This window comes from Flavobacterium zhoui (assembly GCF_042787235.1).
GTDB lineage: Bacteria > Bacteroidota > Bacteroidia > Flavobacteriales > Flavobacteriaceae > Flavobacterium > Flavobacterium zhoui.
Map to the genome: position 1 here is coordinate 147,264 of NZ_JBHZPY010000004.1, position 13,446 is coordinate 160,709.

Below are 13,446 nucleotides of genomic sequence, written 5' to 3' on the forward strand. Positions count from 1 at the left end.
AAACACCTAATTTTAAGATAATTAAGCCATAATCCATATTTCATTTTAAGAAAAACAGCTATTAAAAATTTAAACTTTAAGAGCCCCTTCCCCTTTTTTTAATGGAAATATTGCCCGTATAATAAATATTATTTTACTTATAAAATTAACTAAGTACCAACTATTTAAATTTTATAAAAGTATTAATTGTTTGATTCTAAATCGTAGGTGCCATGAAAAAAAAATACTTTGATTTCCATATAAATTTATTTTCAGCATTAAAATTTTTGAAAACTTATCAAATATTTTTGGTAGTTCTATTTGTTTTTTTGAGTGTTAATAACAGTTTTGCTCAAACTATCTCAAGTTTTAGTCCCACCACTGCTTGTCGCAATTCTAATGCACCTGTAATCATTACCGGTACCGGTTTTACGGCAGCAACAGCTGTAAAATTTAATGGTGTAACAGCAGCATTTGTTATTAACAACGATACACAAATAACGGCAACATTACCTGCGGGTACAACAACTGGGACTATTGTGGTGACTCCCTTAACTGGAGCTGATATAATTAGCTCCGGCACATTTACAGTAAACCCTAATGTGGCGCCATCGGTATCAATTCTTGCTAATCCAGTAGGTTCTATATGCTCCGGAACCTCTGTAACTTTTACTGCAACTCCTGTAAACGGCGGCAGTAATCCCACATACCAATGGTATGTTGCTGGGATCCTTGTTGGCTCAAGTAGTCCAACTTTCACAACAAGTACATTAGTTAATGGTAATCAGGTAAAAGTGGAGATGACTTCAAATGCAATATGCCCGATTCCTGCTACAGTTACAAGTAATATTTTAACGATGACTGTGAATCCAGTACTTACAGTTTCTGTTACAATTCAAGCGTCTCAAACAACTTTCTGTACAGGTACATCAGTGACGTTTAGCATTAATACACTAACCAATGGCGGTCTTACTCCAAGCTATCAATGGAAACGGAATGGCAGTGCAATTGGAACAAATACCAATTCATTTACTTCTTCTACACTTTCAAATAATGATGTCATCACATTAGATGTGACCTCGTCTGCCATTTGTGCATCACCAGCAATGGTAACAAGCAACAGCATTCAAGTAACCGTGAATCCAAATTTACCCGCAAGCGTCACTATTGTCTCAAGCGATGCCGATAATATTATATGTGCAGGAACAAGCGTAACATTTACAGCTACGCCAATCAATGGTGGAACTACTCCAGTTTATCAATGGTATGTAGGCGCAACTCCCGTTGGTTCAAATAGTACAACCTATATCACATCAGGTCTTACAAATGGACAATCTGTATCGGTAGTTATGACTTCAAATGCATTATGTGCAACTGGAAGTCCAGCTACTAGCAACGCAATTGTAACCACGGTGAATCCAAATTTACCCGCAAGCGTGACTATTGTCTCAAGTGATGCCGATAATATTATATGTGCAGGAACAAGCGCAACATTTACAGCTACGCCAACCAATGGTGGAACTACGCCAGTTTACCAATGGTATGTAGGCGCAACTCCTGTTGGTTCAAATAGTACGACTTACACCTCTTCAAGTCTTACAACTGGACAATCCGTAACAGTTGTTATGACTTCAAATGCACTTTGTGAAACTGGAAGTCCAGCTACCAGCAACGCAATTGTAACTACGGTGAATCCAAATTTACCCGCAAGCGTGACTATTGTCTCAAGCGATGCCGATAGTATTATATGTGCAGGAACAATCGTAACATTTACAGCTACTCCGACAAATGGTGGAACCATTCCTATCTACCAATGGTATGTTGGAGCAACTCCCGTTGGATCAAATAGCACAACTTACACCACATCTGGACTTACAACTGGGCAAACCGTAACGGTAGTTATGACATCAAATGCAGTTTGTGCTACTGGAAGCCCAGCTACAAGCAACGCAATTGCTACAACAGTGAATCCAAATTTACCCGCAAGCGTGAGTATTGTTTCAAGCGATGCCGACAATATTATTTGTGCGGGAACAAGCGTAATATTTACAGCCACTCCAACAAATGGCGGAGCTACTCCAGTTTACCAATGGTATGTTGGAGCAACTCCTGTTGGTTCAAATAGTACAACTTACACCACATCAGGACTTACAACTGGACAGTCCGTATCGGTAGTTATGACTTCAAATGTAGTATGTGCTACTGGAAGTCCAACTACAAGCAACGCCATTGTAACCGCGGTGAATCCAAATTTACCCGCAAGCGTGACTATTGTTTCAAGCGACGCCGACAATATTATTTGTGCAGGAACAAGCGTAACATTTACAGCCACTCCAACTAATGGTGGAACTACTCCTGTATATCAATGGTATTTAGGAGCAACTGCCGTTGGTTCAAATAGTACAACTTACACAACATCAGGTCTTACAACTGGACAATCAGTAATGGTAGTTATGACTTCAAATGCGGTCTGTTCAACAGGAAGCCCAGCTACAAGCAACGCCATTGTAACCATGGTGAATCCGAATTTACCAGTAAGCTTAGATGCCTCTGGATCTGCTACAACAATCTGTTTAGGAACCAGTGTGACTTTTACGGCAACTCCAACAAATGGAGGAGCAACTCCAACCTATCAATGGAAGGTAAATGGAATTAATGCAGGAACGAATAGCAACACATTCACCACAACAACACTCACAAATGGTCAAATTGTTACTGTTGTTTTAACCTCAAGTGCAACTTGTGCAACTGGTAATCCAGCTACAAGCGCAGGAATAACAATGACAGTTAATCCAAACTTGCCTGTAAGTGTTAGTATTGCCGCATCAGCGACAACAATCTGTACAGGAACATCTGTAATTTTTACGGCAACTCCAACAAATGGAGGGGCAACACCCGCATATCAGTGGCAAGTAAATGGGGTTAATGCAGGAACCAATAGCAATACATTTACAACATCAAGTCTTACAAATGGTCAGCTTGTAACAGTAATATTAACTTCAAATGCTTCGCCTTGCGCAACAGGAAATCCTGCGACGAGTAGTAGTATTACAATGGCTGTTAGTCAAAACCCTACAATAACATTAACTTCCGCATCTTCTACAACAGCACAAAATGTATGCAGGACTAGTCCAATAACAAATACAACATACGCTATAGGAGGAGGAGGAACAGGTGGTACTATTACTTGGAGTCCATCTACACCAGCAGGTATTACTGGATCCTACAGTGGTGGTATTTTTACAATTTCTGGCACGCCAACAGTTGCAGTTACTGCAGGCACTTACACTTATACAGTTAACACATCAGGATCAGCTCCTTGTGCAAACGTTACTGCCACTGGAACGATAAAGGTTTGGGTCGGCAATCCTGCTAATTGGGGGAATGGTAACCCTGACGATATAAAATTTTACAGCAACTCAAATTCTGTATGCCCCTCATTTTCTGGACTTAGATATACAGTTGCAGCTGTTACTAATGCCCTATCGTACCAATGGACATTACCTACAGGGTTTACAATCACTTCAGGTGCTGGCACGAACGACATATTAGTTTCTGCAAACGGAACAGCAATTTCAGGAGTTATTTCTGTAATTGCAGTTAATCCCTGTGGAAATAATACTGCAAAAACAAATAACATAACAGTAGGGTCTTTTGCAGCCGTAGATGCTGGCTTAGATATTTTGCGTTGCGATGTTTTACCTATTAACTTAAGTGCTACATTACAAGGCGCAGCGGCAAGCATTACTTGGAGTGCTCCATCAGGTTCTTTCAATAACGTCAACTCGTTAACCGCAATTTATACCCCAGCTATCACAAGTGGAAGCGTTACCTTAACCGCAATTACAAATGACCCTGCTGGAACCTGCCCTGCAACAAACGATACACTCATAATCACAATAAATCAACCATCAGTTGCACCTACAAGCGTAAGCACATCGGCTTCAACTATCTGTAATGGATCAAGTATAACATTGACTCAAACTGGCGGAACTCTTGGAACAGGTGCCAACTGGAAATGGTATTCTGATGCAACTTTCATTACTAATGTTGGGACAAGTGCTGCTGCAAATGCAAGTTTAACTATAAGTCCTGCAGCAACTACAACTTATTATTTACGTGCCGAAAGTTCAACTGGTACGCCATGTACAGCCAATGTTGCTGCTGCTGGAAATGTATCGGTAACCGTAAATCAACCATCGGTTGCACCTACAAGCTTAAACACATCGGCATCGCCTATCTGTAATGGTTCGAGCATAACATTGACTCAAACTGGAGGAACTCTTGGAAATGGAGCCAGCTGGAAATGGTATTCTGATGCAGCTTTCACTACAACTATTGGGACAAGTGCTGCTGCAAATGCAAGTTTAACTATAAGTCCTGCAGCAACTACAACTTATTATTTACGTGCCGAAAGTTCAACAGGTGCGCCTTGCATTGCCAATGTCGCAGCTGCTGGAAGCGTAACTATCTCCGTAAACCAACCATCGGTCGCACCTACAAGCGTAAGTACATCGGCATCGCCTATTTGTAATGGCTCAAGTATAACATTGACTCAAACTGGAGGAACTCTTGGAACTGGAGCCAGCTGGAAATGGTATTCTGATGCAGCTTTCACTACAACTGTTGGGACAAGTGCTGCTGCAAATGCAAGTTTAACTATAAGTCCTGCAGCAACTACAACTTATTATTTACGTGCCGAAAGTTCAACAGGTGCGCCTTGCATTGGCAATGTCGCAGCTGCTGGAAGCGTAACTATCGCCGTAAACCAACCATCGGTCGCACCTACAAGCGTAAGTACATCGGCATCGCCTATTTGTAATGGCTCAAGTATAACATTGACTCAAACTGGAGGAACTCTTGGAACTGGAGCCATCTGGAAATGGTATTCTGATGCAGCTTTCACTACTACTGTTGGGACAAGTGCTGCTGCAAATGCAAGTTTAACTATAAGTCCTGCAGCAACTACAACTTATTATTTACGTGCCGAAAGTTCAACAGGTGCGCCTTGTACTGCCAATATCGCAGCTACCGGAAATGTAATGGTTACCGTAAATCAACAAATAAACATATCGACTCAACCAACATTAGCCCAAACCCTATGTTCTGGCAATTCAGCAAGCTTTAGTGTAACGGCAACCGGAACTGGCTTAACCTACCAATGGAGAAAAGGAACTACATTTCTTTCAAATGTCGGCAACATCAGTGGAGCAACTAGTGCTAATTTAACCATTAACCCAGTATTGTCAGGTAATGCCGCCACTGATTATAATGTCGTGATAACAGGAACGGCTCCATGTTCTGCCGTGACTTCAAATAATTCAGCCTTGGTGGTGAATGATGCAGTGGTAATTACTTCACAACCTGCAGCCACACAAACTTTATGTTCAGGAGGTACAGCCACTTTAAGCGTAAATGCAGCGGGTGCAGGCTTAGTATACCAATGGAGAAAAGGCAGCACTAATTTGGTAAACGGAACCAATATAGCTGGTGCGACCTTATCAACTTTAACCCTCTCTAATTTACAAACTACTGATGCCGTTAATAATTATAATGTGGTAATTACGGGAGCGAGCCCTTGTACTCCGTTAACATCAAACAATTCAATATTGGTTATAAACCGTTTAGTAGATATAAATACTCAGCCATCTAATGTAGGTGTTTGTGTTTCCAACCCTGCAATCTTTGGTATAGTAGCAAGCGGAGACGGATTAACATATCAATGGTACAAAGGAACAATAGGAAGTGGAGTAGCCGTTGTAAATTCGGCTAATATAACTGGTGCTACCGCTAATGTTTTAAATTTTGCACAAGCTGCTTTGACTGATGACGGTCCGTATTATGCAATCGTTAGCGGGATCGCACCTTGCGCAGCTATTACTTCTAACCAGGTAACGTTGAATGTTGATCAATCCATTGCAATAACATCTCAGCCTATTTCAAAAACTATTTGCGAAGACACTCCAAATGTTAGTTTCTCAGTGGCAGCAAACGCTGGCGGCGACCCTTTGACTTATCAATGGAGAAAAAATAGCGTAAACATAGTAGGTGCTACAGCATCTACCTTTATGATTTCAACGGGAACATTAACTAGCGCTGGCAATTATGATGTGGTAATTTCTGGCCCTTCAGGTTATACTTGCACCTCTATACTGTCAGCAGCAGCAATATTAACAATTAATCCAAAACCAATAGGATCTGCCACTACTCAAACTATCTGTAGCGGATCTTCAACAAATGTGGCGTTAAACTCAACCGTTAGCGGCACAACATTTAGTTGGATTGCAGCAATTCAAACTAATCCAACGGGTGGAACAATTACTGGATTTAGCGATAGTTCGGGAAATATAATTGCCCAATCTTTAACCAATACAGGCACATCTGCAGGAACTATCCGCTACACTATTACTCCTTCTGTAAACTCTTGTATAGGAATAACTTTTACAGTTGACGTCACAGTTAATCCAGCGCCGGTGGGTTCTGCCACTGCTCAAACGATTTGCAGTGGTTTAACAACTAGCGTAACATTAAACTCAACTGTTATTGGCACAACGTATAGTTGGACAGCTGCCATTCAAACTTCTCCTACTGCAGGGACAATTACTGGATTTAGCAATGGTACCCAAAATACAATTGTTCAAACTTTAAACAATACTGGGACAACGGCAGGAGTTATTCGATATACCGTTACTCCTACTGCAAATTCTTGTTCGGGAGCAGCCTTCACCGTTGATGTTACCGTTAATCCTAATTCAACTATTGTATTATCATCGGTTTCAGGGTCAGACAATTCAACAAATTGCGTTAATACTGTACTTAATATTAGTTACGCGATTGGAGGTGGTGGAAATAATGCTTCCATTACATCTGGTGCACTACCCGCTGGTGTTAACGGTTCATACAATTCTGGAACTAGAGTTTTTACAATCAGTGGTACTCCTTCTGCAGTTGGAACTTTTAGTTATACGGTAACAACACAAGGACTTTGTAGTAATGCTTCTTTAAGTGGAAGCATCACAGTCAATCCAGATTCAACGATTAATTTGAACTTAGGAACAGGATCAGATAATCAAACAAAATGTATAAATTCTGCAATTACATCAATCAAATATACCATAAGTAATGGAGGAACCAATCCTAGCATTGCTTGGAATCCAGGACCGGCTAATTTTATAGGGTCATACGATTCTGCTGCTGGCGTTTACACAATTAGTGGTTCTTCCGCGGCAGCTGGAACATTTAATTATACCATATCAACGGCCGGTAGTTGTATTAATAGTTCATTGACAGGACAAATAACTGTCAATCCTAATCCTGTGGGCTCTGCCGTTTCTCAACTAATTTGTAGTGGTTCAGTTAGTAACGTGGTATTAAACCCAAGTACTGGTGGTACAACATTTGCTTGGACCGCTGCAAGTCAAACTACCCCAACTGGTGGATCAATTAGCGGGTTTGGCAGCGGTTCGGGAGCTTCAATTGCACAGACTTTAACCAATACCGGGACAACATCAGGAAGTATTCGTTATACGGTTACTCCTACGGCGAACTCCTGTCCAGGATCACCTTTTACAGTTGATGTTACCGTCAACCCGAAACCAAATGGTTCTGCCATTGCACAAACTGTTTGTAGTAGTGTGAAAACAAATGTACCACTAAACTCAACTGTTAGCGGCACAACATTTACATGGACCTCAGCTATTATTTCTATGCCAACTGGCGGAACCATTTCAGGGTTTAATAATGGTACTACAAATACAATTGCCGAAACTTTAAGCAATAGTGGTACAACAGCTGGTGTTATACGATATACTGTTACCCCCACTGCGAACAATTGCTCAGGAGCAGTTTTTACCGTTGACGTAACTGTGAATGCGCCTTCTGTAGGTGGTACAACCACTATCACCTCAACCACTAACCCTAGTAATGTGGATAATGGAACCACTAAACTAACTGACTGCCATTCTTCGGGTGGAGTCATTAGGTTAAATGGGAATGTAGGTACTGTCGTGCGATGGGAAACCTCTACTAATGCAGGAGGCACTTGGATTCCAAGAGGAAATGCAGGAAGTTTAACCTATAACTATACCGGAATAACTGCGGCCACTATCTTTAGGGCAGTAATTCAAAATAGCTCTTGTACAATTGTAAACTCTGGGATTTCTACATTATTTATTATTCCAAATATTAAACCATCACCAGTAAGCGCAATTCCTTCTACAATATGTGAAGGGGAATCCACACAATTATCCTCTGATAGTGGTTTCTCAAGCAGTCAAAATCTAGAGTCAGGCGGTCTATTCAATCAAGCTAACCCACCAGGTTGGCTAGTCGATGATAAAATTTTTCCTGCCAGCGGTGATAACGGTGTCAACAATGAATTTAGTGAAACAAATGGAAATGCGGGAGACGAATATGATTCTGGCGATGGGAAATTTGCTATTACACGGGGAAATAGAACTTCTGTAATGCAGACACCAGTATTTGATCTTATAGGATTAACTTCAGCAAATTTAACATTCGATCATGCTTATAAATTAGATGCTGTGAATGATTATGCTGAGGTAAAAATTTCTTTAGATGGTGGATTAACATATACCGTGACCTTGGCCACTTTTAATGGGAATACAAGTATTAAAAATCCGTTTAAGAATTCAAATCCTGCTAACTCCATATCTCTTAATTTGAACGCTTATTTAGGCTATTCGAACATTAAAATAGGATTTTTCTTTTATGGAACTGTAAATGCTGCGGGTACTAAAGTTCCTAATGTAGGTAGCACATGGGCTATCGACAACGTTAAAATTCCTCAAGCACCGGATCCGCTGTTAACTTCACAATGGAAGAATTTAAACAATAATGCAATAATAAGTGTCACTAATACTACTCGTGTTACCGTTACTCCGCCTGTAACAACAACTTATGAGGTAACCTCCTTCCTTAATGGCTGCACCAGTTATGGAACCGAAGGAACAACTTATGTTACCGTAACAGTAAATAAAAGACCAACGGCAAATATAGGTCCAGACCAAACTATTTGCTATGATGGAACTGCTACCTTTAGCGTAGCATTAACTGGTGTGATGCCATGGACAGTTACCTATACAAATGGTGTAACTTCGACAACTGTAAATAACATCAACACAAATCCATTTCTATTTAGCGTTCCTAATATTAAAGCCGATGTCACCTACACGATTACAGCCTCAAATGACAAAAATTGCACTCCTTTTCCAGGAGGAATTACGGGCTCCGCTAAAGTTACTGTTCTATTAGGAAGAACTGGGTGGTGGACAGGACTGGTAAGCACAGATTGGTTTGATTGTAAAAACTGGGAACAAGGATTACCTTCATTTACCGTAGACGCAAACATTCTTCCAACTGTTGCCAACGGGAATAGATTACCTGTTATTGATAAAACTTCCGCATTTGCAATTCCCTACGGTGGGATAGCAAGTGCTAAGGATATGATAATAACAACAGCTGGTTCAGTTACAATGGTTTCCACCAATAATTCTGAATTACAAATTAGCGGTAATTGGAGAAACAGTGGTGCTTTTATTCCTGGAACTGGAACGGCTACCTTTAATGGAGCAACAGCGAATCAAATTCAGACTATAAATGCCGGAATTAAAACTAAGGAAACTTTTTATAATTTAACTACCAATAATTCGGCTGTAGCCAAAGGAATAAGTGTCGTGGATGGATTTGAACTTACTGTTTTGAATAATTTAACTTTAACACAAGGTGATTTGCGCTTAACTGGCGAAGCGCAGTTAATTCAGGCTGGAATTGCAGCAAATCCTGCAGGTGGTTCAGGAAAATTATTGAGAGACCAGCAAGGTCAAAAAAATAGTTTCAATTATAATTACTGGTGTTCTCCGGTAAGTACAAATAGCATAGATTATTCAATTGGTAGCGTAATGAGAGACGGAACATCCATGACTAATACGTACACTGATGTATCCAATTTTAGTCCAAGTACTATTTCATTCATTGACGGAGCATATAGTGCCGATGGACCATCAAGTCCAATAATAACTAGTAACCGATGGTTATGGGCCTTTAATTCGCCAGCATTATCAGACCCTTTGCTAAATTACTACCAATGGAAATATATAGGAAGTACAGGGTCGATAAAAGTAGGCGAAGGATTCACCATGAAAGGAACTGGTGGAATAGCACCACTTAGTGCAACACAAAATTATGTCTTTGTAGGAAAACCTAATTCTGGAACTATCTCATTAAGTTTAACTAAAGATCAAACCTATTTAATAGGAAATCCTTATCCATCTGCTCTTGATGCCGATGAATTTATAAAAGATAATATTAAAGAAACAATAAACGGTAAAGTTGGAAGAAATACGGAAAATATATTTAACGGCGCACTCTATTTCTGGGATCATTTTGATCTCTCAAACAATCATTATTTGGCGGAATACCAAGGTGGTTATGCAACGTACACTTTAATAGGGGGTACAGCAGCTGTTGCAGACAGTCCTCTAACCGCAGGTGGCACAGGATCAAAAATACCGGAGCGCTATATACCCGTTGGGCAAGGATTTTTTGTCGATGCCTTTGTCGATGATGGTTTATCAGGAGGCATAACATCCCCAATATGTCCTACTGGATGCAACATAATTTTCAAAAATAGCCAAAGAGCATTCGTTAGAGAATTGTCTGGAGGTTCACTCTTTATGAAACCAAATGCAACCACTAAATCAAGTACAGCTGAAATAGACATAAGATCAAAAATCAGACTTGGTTTTGACTCTCCAGTTGGTGCACATCGACAACTATTAGTTGGAGTGGATCCTAATACAACCAATCAGTTCGATATTGGTTATGATGGACTTATGTTTGACACGAATGACAATGACATGTTTTGGGAAATTAGTAATAGTCAGTTTGTAATTCAGGGTGTTCCGAATTTTGATGATACCCAAATACTTCCTCTAGGTATTACAGTTGCCAAGGAAGGTGTAAGCACCATAAAAATTGATGCATTAGAAAACATGCCTAACTCAACTAAAATCTATTTATACGACAATGTAACTGGTATATATCATGAACTTAGGGAAAGTGCGTTTGAAATCTCACTTACTATTGGAGAATACAACAACCGATTCTCCTTGCGATTTGCTGATAAAACACTTAAAGTAGACGATTTTATTTTACCTGAAAACATTTTCATTTATTTCACAAACAACACTAAAACCCTAAATATCAAGAACAACTTTATAAATGGAACAGTAAACAAAGTATTCCTTTTCAATTTATTGGGCCAAGCTATTGCCAATTGGGATGTAGAAGAACAAAAACAAAATAGCATTCAGATTCCAATTAAAAATGTACCTTCAGGAGTCTATTTTGTGAAAGTTAAGACTACAAAAGGAGTTTTCAGTAAAAAAATAATCATTAGGTAAACAATCTCTGCCAAATAATTAAAGGATAATGGCTTAAATAAATATTAACGGTAATTTTAAAATCGATCTTAATTATTCTTATTATATTTGGTGAACGGTTTGAAACTCAAATAAAAGAAAAACATAATTTTAACTTTAATAAAAATGAAAAAAATAGGTATCCTTTTAGCTATGGCTTTGTTTACAATCACCGCGACTGCACAAGAAGTTAAGCCCGACGTAAAAGAAAAAGCTAAAAACGAATCATGCTGTGCTAAAGATTCTAATGTGAAAGCAATGACTGTTGCAGAAATGGAAAAATGTCAAGCCAAATGCAAAGCTGAAGGAAAAAAATGCAATGCAAAAATGGCGCAAACAGAAGGCAAAAAATGTGATGCCACTATGGCTAAAGCCGAAGGAAAAAAATGCTATGCTAAAAAAGCATAACTTACTTATAAATGAAACGCCTCTAAATTTAGAGGCGTTTTTTATTATCGATATGAGGTTAAGCCCAATTTTTACTTAACTCTTACACTCCATTCAAAATCCATTTCGGATACTTGGATTCCTTTTTCATCGGTTCCAATAGATTTCATCCAGAAGGTTTGCCCCTCTCCCGTGGCAATTGTATTTCGTATTGCTTCTTCGATTAAATGTCCATCATTACAAGTAAAAGCGATTCTTCCCGTTGCTTTTTTAGTGAAATTTCCTTTATTATTAGCCACCAACATAGAGATTTTTCTACCGCTTTTTTGAATTTGAAACATTACTAAAGCGCCCGTTGACAACTCGGCAGCCATTGCTTGCACTGCAAAATACATTGAATTAAACGGATTTTGGTTAATCCACCGGTGCTTTACTGACACTACACATTTATTTTCGTCTATTTGCTTTACTCTCACTCCGCATATAAATGCCGCCGGTAATTTGAATAATAAAAATTTATTGAGTTTAGAAGCTGTAAGTTTCATTTGCAGTGGTTTTTTTGCTAATGTACAAAAAAAATACTATGCGTACATATAAAATATTCTTGTTAATATTTTGTTAATATTTGGTACTATGCGATACAAGATACTTTCTTTTAGACATATATTTGTATAAGAAATTACTAGGTGACCTAAATATTTAAGACACTTGGATTTTCAATCATCACACGAGCCTTAAAGGCGAACTGGCAAAGCAATCAAAAAACAAAAAAAAAAAATGGAAACAACCACGGTAAAGAACATCGCAACATTTACACATTTAAGCGCACTGACTCAATATTTCATTCCTTTTGGAAACTATATTTTTCCAATATTGATTTGGACTTCAAAAAAGGACGAATCTGAGTTTGTAGATTTCCATGGTAAACAAGTACTTAATTTTCAATTGAGTTTGTTATTATATTCTTTGACCTTAATTATGATTGCAGCGCCAATTTTTATTTTCACTGTTTTTAGTAACATATCTTTTAATTCACTGATGAATCATCACGATTTTGTTTTTACGGATTTCAATTTCGAAAATAACATCGGAATAATTACAGTTGGCCTAGTTGCCGTTCTTATTTTTTGTCTCTTGAAAGTCGCTGAATTTTTCTTAATTATTTATGCTGCTATCAAAACATCAAATGGAGAAAAATACCAATATCCGTTAACCATCCCTTTTATAAAATAAACCAGACAGAAGCAATCAATCATCAATCAAAAAATGAATAGTTTAATCAACAAAAAATCAAAAAAAACGAATTATGAACATTGAAAACACAAAAGCCCAGATGCGTAAAGGTGTTCTCGAGTTTTGCATCCTATCCGTATTGAAAGAAAAAGATGCATACACATCGGAAATATTAGACACTTTGAAAAACGCAAAATTATTAGTCGTGGAGGGAACGATTTATCCGCTGCTTACCCGATTAAAAAATGACGGATTATTAAACTACCGTTGGGAAGAATCAACCTCGGGGCCACCTAGAAAATACTATGGTCTAACCGAAATAGGACAAACATTTTTAAACGAACTTAATGGCACTTGGACTGAATTGTCTGATGCTGTAAACCTAATCACAAACCAAAAATAATAG

The 13,446-nt window shown here is 38.7% G+C and carries 5 protein-coding genes; 4 read left to right on the top strand and 1 reads right to left on the bottom strand.

The features are described 5' to 3' along the window. Positions 1 to 212: 212 nt before the first annotated feature. Entirely contained in the window at positions 213 to 11,402 is an 11,190-nt protein-coding gene (locus ACFX5F_RS06690) for a DUF8693 domain-containing protein (RefSeq protein WP_379851124.1), read from the top strand. Between the two features lie 144 nt (positions 11,403 to 11,546). Further along, positions 11,547 to 11,828: a hypothetical protein gene (locus ACFX5F_RS06695; protein ID WP_379851126.1), complete on the top strand. Its 282-nt coding sequence runs from the start codon at positions 11,547 to 11,549 to the stop codon at positions 11,826 to 11,828. Between the two features lie 71 nt (positions 11,829 to 11,899). Here the strand turns inward: ACFX5F_RS06695 and ACFX5F_RS06700 are convergent, their stop codons facing one another. Beyond that, positions 11,900 to 12,352: a DUF4442 domain-containing protein gene (locus ACFX5F_RS06700; RefSeq protein ID WP_379851128.1), complete on the bottom strand. Its 453-nt coding sequence runs from the start codon at positions 12,350 to 12,352 to the stop codon at positions 11,900 to 11,902. 232 nt (positions 12,353 to 12,584) lie between these two features. On the opposite strand from ACFX5F_RS06700, the gene ACFX5F_RS06705 reads away from it, so the two are divergent. Both ACFX5F_RS06705 and ACFX5F_RS06710 read left to right on the top strand, forming a co-directional pair. Then, positions 12,585 to 13,040 carry a DUF4870 domain-containing protein gene (locus ACFX5F_RS06705; protein ID WP_379851130.1) on the top strand — a complete coding sequence of 152 codons (456 nt, stop codon included), beginning with the start codon at positions 12,585 to 12,587 and terminating at the stop codon, positions 13,038 to 13,040. 73 nt (positions 13,041 to 13,113) lie between these two features. Next, positions 13,114 to 13,443, top strand: coding sequence for a PadR family transcriptional regulator (locus ACFX5F_RS06710; RefSeq protein WP_073210148.1), 330 nt, complete (start codon positions 13,114 to 13,116; stop codon positions 13,441 to 13,443). Positions 13,444 to 13,446 lie beyond the last annotated feature (3 nt).

Excerpts from the sequence above, each read along its gene's own strand:
- ACFX5F_RS06690 (WP_379851124.1), top strand. The coding sequence starts at position 213 with ATGAAAAAAAAATACTTTGATTTCCATATAAATTTATTTTCAGCATTA.
- ACFX5F_RS06695 (WP_379851126.1), top strand. The coding sequence starts at position 11,547 with ATGAAAAAAATAGGTATCCTTTTAGCTATGGCTTTGTTTACAATCACC.
- ACFX5F_RS06700 (WP_379851128.1), bottom strand. The coding sequence starts at position 12,352 with ATGAAACTTACAGCTTCTAAACTCAATAAATTTTTATTATTCAAATTA.
- ACFX5F_RS06705 (WP_379851130.1), top strand. The coding sequence starts at position 12,585 with ATGGAAACAACCACGGTAAAGAACATCGCAACATTTACACATTTAAGC.
- ACFX5F_RS06710 (WP_073210148.1), top strand. The coding sequence starts at position 13,114 with ATGAACATTGAAAACACAAAAGCCCAGATGCGTAAAGGTGTTCTCGAG.